Source organism: Burkholderia sp. BCC1999 (genome assembly GCF_905339975.1).
Lineage (GTDB): Bacteria > Pseudomonadota > Gammaproteobacteria > Burkholderiales > Burkholderiaceae > Burkholderia.
Genome location: NZ_CAJPHP010000008.1, coordinates 156,850 through 174,692, shown reverse-complemented (window position 1 = coordinate 174,692; position 17,843 = coordinate 156,850). Strand labels below are relative to the sequence as shown.

Here is a 17,843-nt window from a genome sequence, read left to right as displayed (position 1 = left end):
TGAAAGTCGATGGGTCCGGCCGCGTCCCGCGCGGCCGGGCGTCGCGCCCCCCCGGCGCGAATCAGAACAGCCCGTGCAGCGCCCAGAACAACGCAGCCGACAGCGCGATCGATGCGGGCAGCGTCAGCACCCACGCGAGCACGAGGTTGCGCACGGTATCCCAGCGCAGGCCCGCGCCGCTCGCCGTCATCGTGCCGGCCACGCCCGACGCGAGCACATGCGTCGTCGACACCGGCAGCCCGTACGCGTCGGCCATGCCGATCGTCAGCATCGCAACGGCCTCGGCCGACGCGCCCTGCCCGTACGTGAGATGCGACTTGCCGATCTTCTCGCCGACCGTCACGACGATCCGCTTCCAGCCGACCATCGTGCCGAGGCCGAGTGCAATCGCGACCGCGACCTTCACCCAGGTCGGGATGAATTTCGTCGCGCGGTCCATCTGCTTCTTGAACGCTTCGAGCGCGCTCGCGTCCTCGACCGAGAACGCCGGCGCCTTCGCCTTCTCCATCAGGCGAATCGCCTCGGACGCGACGTACATGTTGTTGCGCACGTTGTCGACGAGGTTCTGCGGCACGCTCGAGATGCCGCCGGCCTGCGCGACCTGGTCGGCGATCGTGTCGGTGAGCTTGCCGAGCGCGGGAATCGTCACGGGCGTCAGCTTGTGCGTGCGCACGTACGCTTCGACATCGGCACGCGGGTTGGCGGACTGCACGGCCGGATCCGCGTACTTGACGAGCGTCGTCGACGCATGGCGCGCGACCGCGACGAAGGTGCTCGTCTGGTCCGGCGTCACGGCCTTGTTCAGTGCATACGCGGTCGGCATCACGCCGATCAGGATCAGCATGATCAGGCCCATGCCCTTCTGACCGTCGTTCGAGCCGTGCGCGAACGACACGCCCGTGCAGGTCAGGATCAGCAGCAGGCGAATCCAGAACGGCGGCGGCTTGTTGCCCTTCGGCTCCTGGTACAGCGCCGGCACGCGCACGAGCGCCTTCAGCAACAACAGCACCAGCGCGGACAGCACGAAGCCGATCAGCGGCGAGAACAGCAGCGCCTTGCCGACGCCGAGCGCCTGGTTCCAGTCGACGCCGCTCGTGCCCGACGGGCCGCTGACGATCTGGTTCATCAGGCCGACGCCGATGATCGAGCCGACGAGCGTGTGCGAGCTCGACGACGGCAAGCCGAAATACCAGGTCGCGAGGTTCCACGTGACGGCCGCGATCAGCAACGCGAACACCATCGCGAAGCCCGAACCGCTGCCGACCTGCAGGATCAGCTCGACCGGCAGCAATTGCAGGATGCCGAACGCGACGGCGCCGCTCGACACGAGCACGCCGCACAGGTTCCACAGACCCGACCAGACGACCGCGAGGTGCGGGTCGAGCGAATGCGTATAGATGACGGTCGCGACCGCGTTCGCGGTGTCGTGAAAACCGTTCACGAATTCGAAGCCGAGCGCGATCAGCAACGCGACGATCAGCAGCAGAAACGGGAGGACCGAGCTTTCCTTGACGGGGCTGAGATCGGCACTGAGATGAACGCCGACATAGACGATGCCGCAGGCAATGATCAGAAAAAACAGCGCGAGGCTGATGGTGCGCGTGCGGTTGCTGGCCGCGCCGCTGGTTTCCGTTGCCGCGAGATTCGGCATGAAGGGCTCCGGAGAGGTGATTCGGAGTGGCAGGCTATCGGGCGGCCGTGACGCAAATGTGACGTGTCACTTACAAGACATTGACAGGTCATCCCTCAGGAGTCGCGCATCGCCCCGCAGGCAGCACACACAGGTGTTCGACCTTGTAACGCGCGGGAATAAATCCGCCGCTTCGCCGGTATGGCATGCGAAGGCGCCGGCTTATTCCAGGACGATCCGGCCGTCCGGTTTCGTCACACGATTGCGAGGCTCACATGTCTTCATCGACCCCTACCCGCCCGTCACGCCGCAAAGCCCTGCAATGCATGGCCTTCGGCGGCCTCGGCACGCTGTTTACGCTGTCGGGCGGCATCCTGACGCCGTTCGACCTCGCGCTCGCGCAGACCGGCGACGCGCGCCCGGCCGATGCGGGCAAGCCGCTGTTCGTGCAGATCAGCGACACGCACATCGGCTTCAACAAGGACGCGAATCCCGACGTATCGGCCACGCTGAAGCAGACGATCGATCTCGTCAACGGGATGCCCGCGATGCCCGCGCTGGCCATCCATACGGGCGACATCACGCACCTGTCCAAGCCCGAGGAATTCGACCACGCATCGCAGCTGCTGTCCGCGCTGCGCGTGCCAGAGCTGCACACGGTGCCCGGCGAACACGACGTCACCGATGGTTCGGGTGCCGAATATTTCGGCCGGTTCGGCAAGGCGTCGGACAACCGCGGCTATTACAGCTTCGATCACGCGGGCGTGCATTTCATCGGCCTCGTCAACGTGATGCATTTCAAGCCGAACGGGCTCGGCAGCTTCGGCGACGAACAGCTCGCGTGGCTCGCGCAGGACCTGAAGGGGCGCTCGTCGAGCACGCCGATCGTGGTGTTCTCGCACATGCCGATGTGGACTATCTACGAACCGTGGGGCTGGGGCACCGGCGACGCGCCGCAGACGATGGCGCTGCTGCGCCGCTTCGGCTCGGTCACCGTGCTGAACGGGCACATCCACCAGATCGTGTCGAAAGTCGAAGGCAACGTGACGTTCCACACCGCGCGCTCCACCGCATTCCCGCAGCCGACGGCCGGCAACGGCCCGGGCCCCGTGCCGCTCACGGTGCCGCATGACCGGCTGCCGTCGATGCTCGGCGTGACGACCGTCGAATTCGCCGGCCATCCGGTCGCGTCGTCGCTGCACGACGCGACGCTGGCCTGATCAATATAAGGAGACCGACATGATCCGCTTCAAGCCATCCCGAATCGTCGCGACGCTGATCCTGTGCGCGGCGGCCGCCGGCACGCCGCTCGCCGCGTTCGCGCAGGGGCCGGACGGCACGCTCGTAACGATCCGCAATTTCATGTTTTCGCCGATGTCGACCACGATCAAGGCCGGCACGACGATCACGTGGAAGAATCTCGACGGGGAACCGCACACCGTCGTCAACGACGCCGGCATCTTTCACTCGTCGGCACTCGACCAGGGCGACACGTACTCGTTCCGCTTCGACAAACCGGGCGTCTACAAGGTGTTCTGCGGGATTCACCCGTACATGAAGGAGACGATCACCGTCGAATGACGCGGCCCGCTACGCAAAACGCGGACGAACGGAGGGCGGCGGCCGCCTACAATGGCCACCGTCCCATTCGCCCGCGTGGCAGACGGAGCCGCCCATGCCCAGGATCGACCTCAGCGCCGTGCCCGAGCGCCGCGGCAGCGGCTATCCGCGGCCGTTCGACGCGCCGTGCGCGCAGCGCGTCCGCCAGCGTCTCGGCGACGCCGGCGGGCTGCGCGATTTCGGCGTCAACCTGATGCGCGTGCCGCCCGGCGGCTGGTCGGCCCAGCGCCACTGGCATTCCGACGAGGACGAATTCGTCTATGTGCTCGAAGGCGAACTCGTGATGATCGAGGACGGCGGCGAGACCGTGCTGCGCGCAGGCGACTGCGCGGCGTTTCCGAAAAACTCGGGCAACGGTCATCACCTGGTCAACCGGTCGGACGCGGTCGCGGTCTATCTCGAGGTGGGCTCGCGTTCGCCGGACGACGTGATCACCTGCGCGGACATCGACATGATGAGCCCGAGCCGCGACGGCCGGTTCCTGCACAAGGACGGCAGCCCCTACCCCGATGCGTGACGCGTGACGCCCGCCGGCGGACGGTCACGTCAAAGGGCCGGAAGCACTGGCCAACGTCGACACCGCGCGCCATTGCACGGCGAGCGGCCCCGCGCCGTCGATCGCCTAAACTGAATCGAACTGTTCGGATCCGACCCACCGTCACACGCAGCGAGGCAAGGCATGACCGCGAGCCAGCCGGCACGAATGGACCTCCCCGGGCAAGTCGTGCTCGTGCTCCAGGGCGGCGGCGCACTGGGCGCGTTCCAGCTCGGCGTCTTCCAGGCGATGGACGAAGCCGGGATCCGGCCCGACTGGGTGGTCGGCACGTCGATCGGCGCGATCAACGCGGCGCTGATCGCCGGCAATCCGCCGGAACGGCGCTACGAGAAGCTGTCGGCGTTCTGGCAGCGCGTGACCGAACATACCCGTTTCGACACCGCGCCGCTGCTGCCCGGCTGGGACCGGATACTGGCCGAGCTGATGATCATCGGCGGCGGCATCGCGGGATTCTTCCAGCCCAATCCGGCGTCGTGGCTCGGGCCGATGGCGCGCCTCGGCGTCGATCGCGCGTCGTACTACCGGATCGCGCCGCTACGCGATACGCTCGCGTCGCTGATCGATCCCGCCCTGCTGAACGCGGGCCATCCGCGCCTGACCGTCAGCGCGGTCAACGCATGCACGGGCACGATGCGCTATTTCGATTCGCGCGACACGCGGCTCGGGATCGAGCACATCATGAGTTCGGGCGCGCTGCCGCCCGCGTTTCCGGCGATACGGATCGACGGCGAGCCGTACTGGGACGGCGGTGTGTATTCGAATACGCCGGTCGAGGTCGTGCTCGACGACAACCCGCGCCGCAGCTCGATCATCTTCTCGGTGCAGATGTGGAATCCGGCGGGCCCCGAACCCGAGAGCATCTGGCAAGTGTCGGAACGGCAGAAGGACATCCAGTATGCGAGCCGCACCGACAGCCACATCGCGCGCCAGCAACAGATTCACCGGCTGCGCCACGTGATCCGCGAACTGGTCCGGCACGTGCCGGAAGCCGAACGCGCGTCGCCGGCCGTGCGCCGGCTCGCCGCGTGGGGATGCGAGACGACGATGCACCTGATCAAGCTCGCGGCGCCGCGCCTCGCCAGCGACAACCAGTTGAAGGACATCGATTTCACGCCGGCCGGCATCGCGGCGCGCCGGCAGGCCGGCTATGACGCAGCGAAACGGGCGATCGCCGCGCGTCCGTGGGACTTGCCGACGGACCCGACGGAAGGCTTGACGGTGTACGATCCGGACGCCGCGCCGGTCGCCGGAAAAACGGCATGACGCGCGGGTGGCGCCGCCGCGCGCCGGCCCCCCACACGGTCAGGCGCGCGCGACCCGGACATGGGCGCGGCCGGCTTCACTCACTTCGACCTCCGCCACGCCGCCTGGCGCATGGTGGCGAACCACGTAGCCGCGCGCGCACGCCTCTTCCCACACCGGCAGGCGCGGGCACGATGTGCGCCACGCGTCGATCACCTCGTCGTACGGCCGCGCGCCGGGCCCGATCCATTCGAGCAGGTCGAGGATCAGCGGCTCGATCGATGCGGCTTCCGAGCACGTCCGGGTTGACCACGTGGATCGGCTGTCCGGCCGCATAGGACACGATCTGGTCGAACACATCCGAGAACTGCGTTTCGTATTCGTCTTCGGTCACGTAGCCGATATGCGGCGTGCACACGACATTGGGCATACGCAGCAACGGGTGCTGCGGGTCACGCAGCGGCTCCGTCTCGTACACGTCGACCGCCGCCATCCCGGGCCGGCCGGCCTGCAATGCCGCTTCGAGCGCTCCCGGTGCGACGAGGCCCGCGCGGCTCGTGTTCACCAGCAGCGCGTCGGGCTTCATCCGCGCCAGATCCGCGGCCGTCACGATGCCGCGCGTGGCCGGCACGAGCCGCATGTGCAGCGAAAGCACGTCGCAGGTTTCGAAGAATGTGCGTTCGTCCGGCGCCGTGCGCCAGCCGTCGTCGCGTGCGCGCTGCCGCGACGCTTCGCTCGCCCAGACCAGCACGTTCATCCCGAACGCGGCGCCGTATCGCGCGACCTCCGCACCGATCCGGCCATAGCCGTAAATGCCCAGCGTACGCCCGCGCAACGTGCGTCCGACGCCGATCTGCCAGTTGCCGGCCTGCAACGCGCGCATCTGCTGCGGAATCTGGCGCATCGCGGCCAGCACGAGGCCCCATGTGAGCTCGGCGGCCGCATGGGACGGCGTGCCTGCGTGCTGGTTCGACGACACGATCACGCCGTGCGCGATGCACGCCTCGATGTCGATATGCGGATAGACGCTGCGCTGGCTGATCAGCCGCAGCTTCGGCAACCGGGCGATGAGCGGCGCGCGAATCTGCGTCCGCTCGCGAATCAGCACCAGCACCTCCGTATCGCGCAGGCGTTCGGCCAGTGCGTCGACGTCCTGCACGTGGTCGTTCCAGATCGTGACTGCATGCCCGTCCAGCTTGCCGAAGCTCGGCAGCGTGCGCAGCGTGTCGAAATAATCGTCGAGGATCGTGATGTTCATCGGGGCGCTCCTGGGTACGCCGCCATCCTGAACCGCAACCGCCGCACAGGGAAATGAATTTATCTTGCCGATTCATGCATTATTCTGATCGATCGGTTTTCGTCGGGCGCGGGCACGTCCGGCGCGGTGCCGGCCACCACCGGACACGATTGCGGCAAGGCCTGCCCGAACAGCACGGCCAGCCCGCAAGCGGACGTGAACATGCCGAGACCGTCATGCCCGACACCCGGCACTTCGACGACCTGCTGCGCGAGATCGTCCGGGTGCCGCTTCTTCAGGTAATCGAAATAAGCGAGCCCGCGCGCGAGCCGGTACGGGCCCTGCGCCATCGCCGCGCACGAACGGTCGATGAAATGCGTGTACGGGTTCGTGTCGGCCTGCCCGAGCAGGTACACGACATGGCGCGCGACGTAGCGCGTTTCGAGTTCGCGCATGTCCTGCGACGCGACGTAAGGCGGCGCCGACTTCAGCCCGTATTTCCATTGCGTCGCGCGCGGGCAGGCGCCGCCCGCGATCGCGTCGGCATTCGGCCGCTCGTCGTCGAAATACAGGTAGCTCGACGGGTTCGCGACCACGTAGCGCACGGCGATGCCGGCACGCGCGAGCGCGTCGCCTTCGCGTCCGGCCACCGCGTAGCGCTGCAGCAGCTGCGCGCCGGCGGAATGGCCGATCACGACGACCGTCGACAGAGACGGATACAGGCTGCGGTCGGCGAAATGCGCAAGCAACGCGTCGAGTGCGGCAAACGAGCTGACCGGACCCGGCTGGCGGGCCGGTTCGCCGCCCTTCCATCCTTCCTGGGTCCACGCGAGCGTCGATGCGGGCAACGAGAACGCCCGCGTATCGGCGCGCGTCAGGAACTGCGGCGCGACGACCATCGTGCCGTCGCCAGCTGCGCCGGCCTTCTCGACGACCTGGCGCCCCGACGCGTAGTAAGCGTCGGCGTTGCGAAGCGTGCCGTGAATCACGATGAACACGCGCGTGACGTCGGGTGCCGCTTTGTCGACCGGATGGTCGGCGTACACGGGCAACATCGCGCTGCCCTGCGGCGTGTCGACGGTCAGGCGCTGATCGGCGACGGCCTTCACCGGCGCCTCGAGACGTTCGCGCTGGGTGGGCGTCGCGGCTTCGGCCCGGTGCGCGCCACCCAGGACGCCGACGGCTGCCGCGAGCGGAATCGCGAGCGACAGGAAGCGGGCGACCGGCAGCACGCGTGAGCGCCGGATGCTTGCAAAGGCAACGGAAATGAGGGACATGGCGGCGGATCGAGTGGCGGATATCGCTTTAACGGCGATGGTCGCAGAATCCGTCGCGCGCTGCCGGGCCGTTGCGCAATACGGCTCAGTCGGCCGGTTCGGAAACCCGCCCGGCGTCGGCCCGGGTTTTGCCCACGTCGCCGCGCGGCGCGTTCCGGCCCCCTGCCGCCGGCGGCAAGCCGCCCGCCGCCACGGCAAGCAACGCGCGCTCGGGATGCACGAACAGCCACAGCACCGCACCGCAAGCCGCCGCGGCGCCGATCACGACCATCCCGCTGCCCCAGCTGCCGGTGATCTTGACGACGAGCGCGAGCGCCATCGGGCCCGCGACGTTCGACAGCGCGCCCCACACGTTGGTCCAGCCCGACATCACGCCGGCAAACGGCCGCCCGAGATCCTGCGCGGCCGACCACACGACGACCTGCACGAACCCGACGGCCGCAAACGACAGGCACAGCAGCGCGATGACCGCGGCCATCGCCTCCGCACGCGACGCGGCGACCAGTGCCAGCGCGCTCACGACGAATCCCGCGATCGCGACCGGCGTGCGCGCCCAGTAGATCGAGCCCGTTTTCCTCAGTAACCGGTCGCTGACGGCGCCCGCGACGAATACCGCCACGAACACGGCAACCCACGGCAGCGACGCGTACACCCCCATCGCTTTCAGCGACAGCCCGCGCGCGCGCATCAGGTAGGTCGGCAGCCACGTCGTGTAGAAGCTCTGGATCAGCACGAGCAGGAAATACTGGATGCCGAAGATCCAGAAGCGCCCCAACCGCAGGCAACGCACGAGCGAACCCGACACGGCCGTATGGCCGGGCGGCTGGCCGGCCGCGATGTAGTCGGCTTCGGCCTGGGTGATGAGCGGATGCGACGCCGGCGCATCGCGGTAGCAGAACCACCAGATCGCGCCGAGCAGCAGGCCGAGCGCGCCGAATCCGTAGAAGACGGCATGCCAGCCGAAATGGACGATCGTCCAGGCCGTAAGCGGCGCCGATACGATCGGGCCCAGATACAGCCCCGCGAGCAGCACCGCGTTGCCTTTCGCGCGCTCGCCGGCCGGAAACCAGCGCTTGAGCGCGACGACGCTGCTCGACCAGTCGGCCGACTGCGCGCCGCCGAGCACCAGCCGGCAACCGAACAGCCAGGCGAACGAACTGCCGAACGGCGTGACGATCATCATCAGCGACCACAGCGTGCTCGTGCCGAACAGCACACTGCGCGACCCGAAGCGTTCGGCCGCGCGTCCGGCCGGAATCTGGCCGATCGCATAGGCCCAGAAGTAGATCGTCAGGATCATCGACATCTCGACGATCGACAGGCCGAGTTCGCCCTGGATCGTCGGCGCGGCCACGGCCATCGCCGCGCGATCGAGCGTCATCACGAAGGTCAACGGCGCGACCAGCAACGCGACGATCTTCCAGCGGAGATGGTTCACGTGGCGCGGCATCGTGCGGCTCCCGAATCGGGCGTCAGGCGTCGTGCGGGCCGGACGCCTGGCCCGGCTCGCGCTGCATCCGCCGCACGATCTCGGCCAGTTCGCCGATATGCGTGGGGACCGCCTGCTTGCCCGCGCGCGCCCACGCGTCGAACGACGTCATGCCGGTCACCGCGCCGACGAACGACACGCCGGCGCGCTCGGCAGCCTGCGCGTCCACCTCATGGTCGCCTACGTAGATCGCCGCGCGGGCCGGTAGATCGAGCCGCGCGAGTGCCTGCACGAGCCCTTCGGGATCCGGCTTGTGACGCTGCACGTCTTCCCCGCCGATCAACACGTCGACCAGCGTGTGCAAACCGTTGCGTTCGAGAATCGCCTCGATCCGGTAGCGAAACTTGGACGACACGATCGCGACCGCGAGCCCCTGCTCACGCAACTGCGCGAGCAGCGGCGGCACCTCGGGATAGATGCGCGTACCGGGCACCATGATCTCGTCGGCACGTGCCACGAAGTGCCGCGCGAACGCGTCGGCCCGCGCCGGTTCGGTTTCGTCCGTCAACGAGTGGAACATCTGCGGCAGCGTCAGCCCGATCACGGCGTCGATCTGCGCCGGCGTCGCGCCTGCCGCGCCAAGCTGATGCAACGCGTATTCCGTGCATTCGATGATCGCCGCGGACGAATCCGCCAGCGTCAGATCGAAGTCGAAGATGACGGCGCGAACAGACATGAAAAGACTCCGCGAACAAAAAATGGATCGCGCTCGACGCGTGACCCGGAACGATGTCGCAAGACGCACCCGGGTGCGGACGATCAGCGCGCCTGACCGGATTGCTCGCGATCGGCCGCGTCCAAGCCGTCCGGGTCGCGCTTCGCCCACTGTCTTGCCCACCCCAGCAACGGCTGCAGCGCCGCTTCGAGCCGCCGGCCTTCGGCAGTCATGCAATAACCGCCCTCTCCGTGCTCGACGAGGCCCGACGCCTTGAGCTCGGCCAGCCGCGTGTTGAGCAGGCGCGCATTCGTTTCGCAGGCTTCCTGCAATGCGCGGAACGTGAGCGGCGAGCCGCGCAGTTCCCACAGGATGCGCAGCGCGGTGCGGCGCCCGAGCAGATCCAGCACGACCATGATGGGCCGCCCTGTCGTCGATCCGCGAACGCGTTGTCCGATTCTTGGTGTCGTCATGCTTTACTTTTTAAAGCAATCGACAGGCAGAGTCAACGGCTCGAATCGAGCCTCGCTTCTGCTTTACTTTTTAAAGCGCGGTGCCTACGCTACCACGAAGGCGCTTGAAGCGCAGGCAGCACGGCTCCCGTCTCGAGCAACAGCGCGAGTGTTTCGCTTCCGCAATTTTCCTACGAAGGATTGAGCGTGATTACCGAAATCGTCTTCTTCAAGCTGCAACCCGACGTCGATGTCGCCACGTTGAAGATGCGCTATGAAAGCACCGCGGCGAAGTGGGCGCAGAACCCGGATCTGTTGCACAAGTGGTACTTTTACGACGCGGCCACGCACGAAGGCGGCGGCGTGTACGTGTGGCGCACGCGAGAAGCCGCGGCACGCTGGCACGGCGACGAATACAAGACGATGGTCGAGCGGGTGTACGGCCACCCGCCCGTGATACGCGTGCTCGATACGCTCGCGCACGTCGATGCGACGCAAGGGCGGTACGAGATCGTGGGGACGGCACCGACCGATTGAAGCGATTTGCCGCCCGCGACGGTCCGTGACGGGCGGCTTTGCGCTTGTGCCGGGCGCCCGTCTACGCGGGAACTTCGCGTGTCGCGCAATGCACGCCGCCGCCCCCTGACGCAATGCCCAGAATATCGACCTGAACGATATCCCGCGAACCCGCATACGGCTGGATCGCCGTCAGCGCAGCGGAGTCGGCCGAGGCATCGTTGAATTTCGGCATGATGATCGCGCCGTTGCATTTGTAGAAGTTGATGTAGCCGGCCGCGAAGTTCGTCGTCTGGCGCGTGGTCAACGTCACGCCGTTCGAGGTCCCGTAGTTTGCCGGCGTCGTCAGTTCGATCAATTGCAGCGTTCGCCCGCTGGCGTCCGTCTGATTGTTCAGGCGCTGCCAGTTGGCTTCGCTCAGCGCCCGCTCCCCCATCGAATTCGACGCGTCATAGCAGTACGCGACGACGCCCGGAGCAAGGAACTTCGCGTAGAAATCGACATGCCCGTTCGTGATGTCGGTCTCGTTTGCCGGCGTAGCGGCGCCGCCTTGCCCACCGGCTCCGCAGCCTTGCGGAAAGATCGCCGTTCCGGGAATCCAGATGATCTTCTGCACGCCGAGCGTGCGCTGCAGTTCCGCGAGCACCGTGTCTTTGGCCGTCGGCAGCAGTGTCGCGTTGGCGACGACGCCACCCGGAATACTGAACAGCTGCGGATTGCGGCTGACGTGCAGCACGGCGGATTCGGTCAGGATCGCCGTCGCTTCCCCGTCGAATTCGATCGCGCCGCCTTCCAGCGTCAACGTACTCTGTATCAGCGTCGCGTTGTTTGCCTGCGCCATCCATCCCGCCAGCGTACGGTCATTGGCGAACGGCTGGAAGAATTTGCCGGCCTTGGACTTGTTGCTGCTGGCGGCAACGGCAGGCGGCACCGTCATTCCCGCATTGAGGTTCAAGCCGTCCGTGTTCGCATTGCCCCAGCCGTTGAAGTTGAAGTTTACCGCGCACAATGCATTGCCATTGGCCGTATCCTTCACGAAGACACAGCCGGTGTCGCGCGTCCACAGATCGTCGAAGCCATCGGCCAGCGCAATCAGGTTGACGCCACCCACGCCTGCTCCGCGCGCCAGGTAGTTGGCGTGGATCGCGGGGTTCGCGCCACTGGCCGTCGCCAGCAGCGCCTGAGCGGCACTCAGGTCGACCGGCAGCACCAGCATGTTGACCGGCTCGTAGGTGCCGATCGCCTTCGCGACGTCCATCAGATCGGCACGAACGCGGTCGATACCCGCATCCGTGCTCTGCGCGGTGAGCGGCGTCCAGATGCCTTCCGAGCCCGACGCAAATGCCATGTACGTCGCCGAGTGCGGCGCATCCTCGCCCGGCAGCAGATACGCCGCCGGATTGGCCGCCTGGCGCCTGGACGCGCGAAGCGCCGCGGGATTCGTCGATGCATCATCGCCGCCACATCCCGCCAGCGCGCCCACCCACGACGCGCCGAGCAGCACCGCCGATCCCTTGATAAAGCCGCGACGCGTGAGCGACGCGTCGCCGGTTACCGCACACGACAGTTTGGTGCGCTTGTTTTTCATGGCATCTCCATAAGCAATGAACCAACTGGATGGATCCGGCCGACGGTGAATCACCGGCGGCCGGCACGACAGCGCGTTGTCCGGCGCTAGAACGAGTAGATGAACTGCGTCGCGAGCAAGTCGTTGCTCTTGCTGTACGAGCCGTCGTTTCGCAGGAACACCTTGTTATTGGCCCAGTCGTGTCGATACTCGACCTTCACCGTGATCTGGGCGGTCGGGAAAAACAGCAGATCGAGCGCGACGTCCTGACGATTCGAACCCTTGCACTGAAGGCCCATGCCACCGCTTGCCTGCGAATTGGCGAAACAGTCCGCACCGATACCGAAGCCGTTGTACGGGTCGCGCCCCTGCCCGTTCAGCGCGACACCGCCGCCACCGCCGCCGTTCTTGCTGTCGGCGAGGAAGTCGTAGCGGAGCGTCGCGCCCATCCTGCCGACGCCCGGCAGGCTGAACTTGCGGTGCGCGAGCAGCGAAATGCCATACCATTGCGCCTGGCCGCCATTGAACGCGGCATTCTGCTGCTGGCCGTAGTCGATTTCTGCGTTGTACTGAACGTCGGCGAGCTGATAAGTCAGATCGGCTTCCGAGAAGAAGAATGCGCCGAATCCACTGGGCGCCTGACCGCCGATGCCATAGTTCACGGCACCGGTCGCGGGGTTGACGGCACTCGGCAACGTCTGCCGGCCGATGTTGAACGACGCGCCGATATCGAGCGCACTGGACCATGCGTAATCTGCGCGTGCGGTAAACGTCGGTACCTTGTTGCTGGTCGTGACCGGATCGCCCAGCGCATTGGTGCCCGTCTGCGTGACGGCGCCATTGGTCCGGTACTGTTCATTGCCGAGCAAGAACTTCCAGGTCCAGCTACCCTTCGTGTAGTTCGCACCGAGGCCGACATAGCTGCCGGGGTCGGAAAAGTCGTACAGCAGGTTGTGGGTCAGCGTGAGCATCTGATTCGACTGCTGCACTTCGTAGCCGCCGAAGCTGGGCATCAGGCCCGCGACGAACGTCGTCGTGCCGGTGAGCGGCACACTGACGACCGCCGTATTCAGGATGTTGTTGCCGATCTGACCATGCTCGTTCTGCATCAGCGTGATGCCGTTGCCTCGATTGGGCATCAGCGTGATTTCGGCCGATGGCGCCATCGGCCCGACACCGAAGGTCTTCTTGATGTCCAGGTACAGATCGCCGAACGTGCTGTTGAAGTAGCCGCCGGTATTTTCGTGATTGGCGAACAGGAACGACGAACCGCCTTGCGCGCGGTTGTACACATAGGTCGGATCGATGTAGCCCGTTACCGAGAGGCCCGCGATCGGGCCGGTATTCGCCGCGTCCTCGAGCGTGTTCACCTTCAGTTGCTGGACGGCAAGCTGTTGCTTCATGGCCGCGACGTCGTCGTTGGTGAGCGCCGCCTGCGCTTTGCCGTAGGCAGGCGACGAAGGATCGATCGGTGCTGGCGCGGGCTCGACGCCTGCCGATCTGTCCGACGCGTGCGCCCGCAATCCCGCCACCTCTTTCTGCAATACGTCGAGTTGCGCCTGCAACGCCCGGATCTGGTCAGACAGGGTGTTCGCCGCCGCGACACCGGGCAGACAGCCCGCCACCAGCAAACCGATCAGCTTTCTTCTCATACGAAGTCTCCATGTTTTTTTATTGCGGTTATGCCGCTTTGGCCGGGCTGTCGAAGCCAAGTGTTCGGCTGGCGCGAACACGAACGCTCCCGTGCAAGGTGCGCGAGGCGGCTCACAGGGTGTGGGGCGTTCGAGGAATGCGCCCGCTCGCAACCGGCGCAGGCAGTCCGGCGTGACTGCGGTTTCAGTGCGCACGGCAAGCGGCGCTTGCCGCAGCCGCGCTGTGCGACGCCGTCAGCGTCCGGCCTTCAGTTGCGCCCAGAGGCGGTTCTCGAGACGGACGATTTCGATCGGCACCGGCTTCATCAGCGTCATCTTGCGCAGCACGTCGTCGGGCGGATACACACTTGGATCCCGTGACACGACGGCGTCGACGAGCGCTCGGGCGGCACGGTTTGCGCTCGGATAGAACACTTCGTTGGTGATCGCCGCATTGACCTTCGGGTCTTCGATATAGTCGATCCACTTCATGGCTGCTTCGGGATGGGGCGCATCCTTCGGAATCGCCATCATGTCGAACCACATCAGGCCGCCTTCCTTGACGTTCGAGAAGCGGATTTCGTAGGACCGCTTCGCATCTGCCGCGCGCCGCCGCGCGATGCCCACGTCACCCGACCAGCCGATCGCGACGCAGACATCGTTGTTGGCGAGGTCGTTGATGTATCCCGACGAGTTGAACTGGGTGATGTACGGGCGCACCTTCTTCAGCAAATCGAAGGCAGCCTGATAGTCGGCGGGATTCGCGCTGTTCGGATCCTTGTGCAGATACTGCAACGCGCTCGCGAACGCATCGGCGGCCTGATCCAGGAACGACACGCCGCACTGCTTCAGCTTCGACACGTTATCCACGTCGTACACGAGTGCCCAGCTGTCGACGGGTGCGTTGTCGCCCAGTGCTTTCTTCACTTCCTGGACGTTGTAGCCGATCCCGTCCGTGCCGAACGCCCAGGGCACGCCGTACTGCGTGCCCGGGTCGACATCCGCGATCATTTTCATCAGGACCGGGTCGAGATGCCTGAGGTTCGGGATTTTCGACTTGTCGAGCTTCTGCAGCATGCCGGCCTGAATCTGCCTCGCCATGTACAGCGACGACGGCACCACGATGTCATAACCTGAACTCCCGGCCAGCAGCTTGGCCTGAAGCGTGTCGTCGCTGTCGTAGTTGTCGTACCGCACGTGAATGCCGGACGCCTTCTCGAAGTTCGGGATCGTGTCCCTGGCGATGTAGTCGGACCAGTTGTAGACGTTGAGCTCGGGAGCGGCCGCGAGCGCCGGCAGCGAACAGCATGGAAGAAGTCCTGCAATTGCAACGAGCGCAACACCCGCGACCTGCTGGCGAAGATGACAGAAGCGCATTGCTGTTTTCCTTGAAGGTAATGGATCGGCGTGAGGGTCGACGGCAAATTGAAAGAAGCCGGAACGCGATCGGTGCACTCCGTACGAATCGTCCCTGCCCGTGCAGTCGCGAATCCGTGCCGACGACAAGACGCAGCGGCGTACGGGCTCCCTTGATGCTTTCTCTTGCATCGCAATCCGATGACAATTTGCTTTCTAGTCCTATATAATCGGATGATATGAACGGCAACGGGACTGAATGGAACCCGCTGCCCGTCAGGTGTCGCTGTACTCGCCTGGCCGACGAGTGAGCCATTGTGGGTAGAACAATTCCTGGTGAAAATTGATGTTTTTTGCTTGATTCGATCAATTTCCCTCATATCTCGATCGCGCTCGGCACGCACCCCGGCCGGTGCGCAATCCGGGTCCGACACGAAAACCTCCCTCACGCATCCCGACAAGTGCATCCGGCCATGCCGTCGGCGCCTATCAACCCCATTGATAACAGTGCCTTCGTGCATATCGTCGATTTACGATATAAGATTCGCCCATCGACGATACCCGTTTGCCCGACCGAAACGCCACACCCTTCCATGCCGACCGAACTCGACATCGACGCCATCCTGAAAGCGCTCTCGAACCCCGTGCGCCGGGAAATCCTCGTCTGGCTGAAAACGCCCGGCGAGCATTTCCCGCAACAGACGCTGCCGTACGAACACGGCGTCTGCGCGGGCCAGATCGATGCGCGCTGCGGGCTGTCGCAGTCGACCGTCTCCGCGCACCTCGCCACGCTGCAACGCGCGGGGCTCGTGACGTCGACGCGGATCGGCCAGTGGGCGTTTTTCCAGCGCAACGAGGCCGTCATCGACGCATTTCACGACGCCCTGCGCCGCGAACTCTAGCCAACGGCCCAACCGGCCATGCGGTGCGCCGCCGCACATGACGCGACGGTGCTCCCGCCTTTCGTGAAGAGGTTTTCTGCCATGCCTACGCTGTTCGATCCTGTTACCCTCGGCGACCTGACCCTGCCGAACCGCATCGTGATGGCGCCGCTCACCCGCTCCCGTGCGGGCGAGGCGCGCGTGCCGAACGCACTGATGGCGCGCTATTACACCGAGCGCGCATCGGCCGGCCTGATCATTACCGAAGCAACGTCGGTCACGCCGCAGGGCGTCGGCTATGCGGACACGCCGGGCATCTGGTCCGACCAGCAGGTCGAAGGATGGAAGCAGGTGACGCAGGCCGTGCACGCGGCCGGCGGCCGCATCGTGCTGCAGCTCTGGCACGTGGGCCGGATCTCCGATCCGGTGTTCCTGAACGGCGACCTGCCCGTCGCGCCGAGCGCGATCGCCGCAGGCGGCCACGTGAGCCTCGTGCGTCCGCAGCGCCCGTACGTGACGCCGCGCGCACTCGAACTCGACGAGATCCCGGGCATCGTCGCCGCCTACCGCAAGGGTGCCGAGAACGCGAAGGCGGCCGGCTTCGACGGCGTCGAGATCCACGGCGCAAACGGCTACCTGCTCGACCAGTTCCTGCAGGACAGCACCAACCGCCGCACCGATGCGTACGGCGGCCCGATCGAAAACCGCGCACGCCTGCTGCTCGAAGTGGTCGACGCGGCGATCGACGTGTGGGGCGCCGGCCGTGTCGGCGTGCACCTCGCGCCGCGCGGCGACGCGCACACGATGGGCGATTCCGATCCGGCGGCAACGTTCGGTTACGTCGCGCGCGAGCTCGGCCGCCGCAAGATCGCGTTCATCTTCACGCGTGAATCGTATTCGGGCGACCATCTGAGCCCGCGGCTGAAGGAAGCGTTCGGCGGCCCGCTGATCGCGAACGAGCAGTTCACGCTCGAGACCGCGCAGGCCGCGCTCGCAAGCGGCAGCGCCGACGCGATCGCGTGGGGCAAGCTGTTCATCGCGAACCCGGACCTGCCGCGCCGCCTCGAACTCGGCGCACCGCTCAACAAGCCGGTGCCGGAGACGTTCTATGCGGAAGGCGAAACGGGTTACACCGATTACCCGGCGCTGAGCGACGCGGCCTGACGGCCGGGCAGCACGTGTTCAGGCGCGCACGTCCGCGCGCATGAACACGCGCCGTGTTTCGTCGAGACCGAGCGCGACGTGGTGCGCGCGGATCGCGCGCAGCGCATCGTCGAGCGATGCATCGTCGACGATGCTGAAACCGAGGCGCGCGTAGTACGGTGCATTCCACGGCGCATCGCGAAACGTCGACAGCACGACCTGCTCGACGTGCTCCTGCGCCGCGCGCGTCATCACCTGCTCGATCAGGCGCGCACCGATCCGCTGCCCGGCATGCGACGGCGCGACATCCAGTTCCTCCAGATACAGCCGCCGCGCATCGAGCAGCCGGTAGAACGCAAACCCGACGCACGCGCCCCGCGCATCGACCGCGACATACGCGCGGCCATCGTCGATGCGCACAAGCACGGCGGCCGCGTCGGTCGGCTCGCCGTCGGCGATGTCGGTCATGCCGATGTCGCGAAACCGCTGCGCGGCGGCGACTTCCACGGCGGCCATCGCGGCCGCGTCTTCCCGCGTGGCGGGACGGATCAGGATCGATGCAGTCATGGCGGCAATTCAGGCAGACAGTCT

General features: G+C 66.1%; 16 protein-coding genes and 1 pseudogene. 7 read left to right on the top strand and 10 right to left on the bottom strand.

Translation table 11 applies throughout. The features are described from left to right. Positions 1-61 precede the first annotated feature (61 nt). Positions 62-1,651: an inorganic phosphate transporter gene (locus tag U5809_RS13745; RefSeq protein WP_322086906.1), complete on the bottom strand. Its 1,590-nt coding sequence runs from the start codon at positions 1,649-1,651 to the stop codon at positions 62-64. 254 nt (positions 1,652-1,905) lie between these two features. On the opposite strand from U5809_RS13745, the gene U5809_RS13740 reads away from it, so the two are divergent. From U5809_RS13740 to U5809_RS13725, 4 genes are all read left to right on the top strand, one after another. Then, positions 1,906-2,850 (top strand): metallophosphoesterase family protein, encoded by a 945-nt coding sequence (locus U5809_RS13740; RefSeq protein WP_282508966.1) that lies wholly within the window; start codon positions 1,906-1,908, stop codon positions 2,848-2,850. 19 nt (positions 2,851-2,869) lie between these two features. After that, positions 2,870-3,211, top strand: a complete 342-nt coding sequence (locus tag U5809_RS13735) for a cupredoxin family copper-binding protein (RefSeq protein ID WP_282508965.1) — start codon at positions 2,870-2,872, stop codon at positions 3,209-3,211. 94 nt (positions 3,212-3,305) lie between these two features. Then, positions 3,306-3,767, top strand: coding sequence for a cupin domain-containing protein (locus U5809_RS13730; RefSeq protein ID WP_322086905.1), 462 nt, complete (start codon positions 3,306-3,308; stop codon positions 3,765-3,767). A 162-nt stretch (positions 3,768-3,929) separates the two neighbouring features. Continuing rightward, positions 3,930-5,069 carry a patatin-like phospholipase family protein gene (locus U5809_RS13725; protein ID WP_322086904.1) on the top strand — a complete coding sequence of 380 codons (1,140 nt, stop codon included), beginning with the start codon at positions 3,930-3,932 and terminating at the stop codon, positions 5,067-5,069. Positions 5,070-5,340: 271 nt separating this feature from the next. On the opposite strand, the pseudogene U5809_RS13720 reads toward U5809_RS13725, so the two are convergent. The 5 genes and pseudogenes from U5809_RS13720 to U5809_RS13700 form a co-directional block, all read right to left on the bottom strand. Then, positions 5,341-6,306: pseudogene (locus U5809_RS13720) on the bottom strand (D-2-hydroxyacid dehydrogenase family protein); the annotation flags it as partial. Positions 6,307-6,365: 59 nt separating this feature from the next. Continuing rightward, positions 6,366-7,562 (bottom strand): alpha/beta fold hydrolase, encoded by a 1,197-nt coding sequence (locus U5809_RS13715; RefSeq protein ID WP_322086903.1) that lies wholly within the window; start codon positions 7,560-7,562, stop codon positions 6,366-6,368. A gap of 85 nt (positions 7,563-7,647) precedes the next feature. Further along, the gene (locus tag U5809_RS13710; protein ID WP_322086902.1) at positions 7,648-9,000 is read right to left on the bottom strand and encodes an MFS transporter; all 1,353 of its coding nucleotides are present in this window, start codon (positions 8,998-9,000) and stop codon (positions 7,648-7,650) included. 34 nt (positions 9,001-9,034) lie between these two features. Beyond that, complete coding sequence (locus U5809_RS13705) at positions 9,035-9,727, bottom strand: HAD family hydrolase (RefSeq protein WP_322086901.1); 693 nt, start codon at positions 9,725-9,727, stop codon at positions 9,035-9,037. Positions 9,728-9,810: 83 nt separating this feature from the next. Beyond that, positions 9,811-10,122 carry a winged helix-turn-helix transcriptional regulator gene (locus U5809_RS13700; protein ID WP_282508959.1) on the bottom strand — a complete coding sequence of 104 codons (312 nt, stop codon included), beginning with the start codon at positions 10,120-10,122 and terminating at the stop codon, positions 9,811-9,813. A gap of 243 nt (positions 10,123-10,365) precedes the next feature. Between U5809_RS13700 and U5809_RS13695 the strand changes: the two genes are divergently transcribed. Beyond that, on the top strand, positions 10,366-10,695 hold the full coding sequence (locus tag U5809_RS13695) for a YdhR family protein (protein ID WP_322086900.1): 330 nt from the start codon (positions 10,366-10,368) through the stop codon (positions 10,693-10,695). Between the two features lie 61 nt (positions 10,696-10,756). On the opposite strand, the gene U5809_RS13690 is transcribed toward U5809_RS13695, so the two are convergent. The 3 genes from U5809_RS13690 to U5809_RS13680 form a co-directional block, all read right to left on the bottom strand. Continuing rightward, positions 10,757-12,316, bottom strand: a complete 1,560-nt coding sequence (locus tag U5809_RS13690) for an agmatine deiminase family protein (RefSeq protein WP_322086899.1) — start codon at positions 12,314-12,316, stop codon at positions 10,757-10,759. Between the two features lie 32 nt (positions 12,317-12,348). Further along, a complete protein-coding gene (locus tag U5809_RS13685) occupies positions 12,349-13,893 on the bottom strand; it encodes a DUF3138 family protein (RefSeq protein ID WP_322087005.1) in 1,545 nt (514 codons plus the stop codon). Positions 13,894-14,127: 234 nt separating this feature from the next. Next, on the bottom strand, positions 14,128-15,249 hold the full coding sequence (locus U5809_RS13680; protein WP_282508955.1) for a polyamine ABC transporter substrate-binding protein: 1,122 nt from the start codon (positions 15,247-15,249) through the stop codon (positions 14,128-14,130). A 572-nt stretch (positions 15,250-15,821) separates the two neighbouring features. Here U5809_RS13680 and U5809_RS13675 point away from each other — a divergent pair. Continuing rightward, positions 15,822-16,130, top strand: a complete 309-nt coding sequence (locus U5809_RS13675; RefSeq protein ID WP_006496873.1) for an ArsR/SmtB family transcription factor — start codon at positions 15,822-15,824, stop codon at positions 16,128-16,130. 81 nt (positions 16,131-16,211) lie between these two features. After that, positions 16,212-17,273, top strand: a complete 1,062-nt coding sequence (locus U5809_RS13670; RefSeq protein ID WP_322086898.1) for an alkene reductase — start codon at positions 16,212-16,214, stop codon at positions 17,271-17,273. Positions 17,274-17,291: 18 nt separating this feature from the next. On the opposite strand, the gene U5809_RS13665 is transcribed toward U5809_RS13670, so the two are convergent. Then, on the bottom strand, positions 17,292-17,819 hold the full coding sequence (locus tag U5809_RS13665; RefSeq protein WP_322086897.1) for a GNAT family N-acetyltransferase: 528 nt from the start codon (positions 17,817-17,819) through the stop codon (positions 17,292-17,294). Between the last annotated feature and the right edge of the window lie 24 nt (positions 17,820-17,843).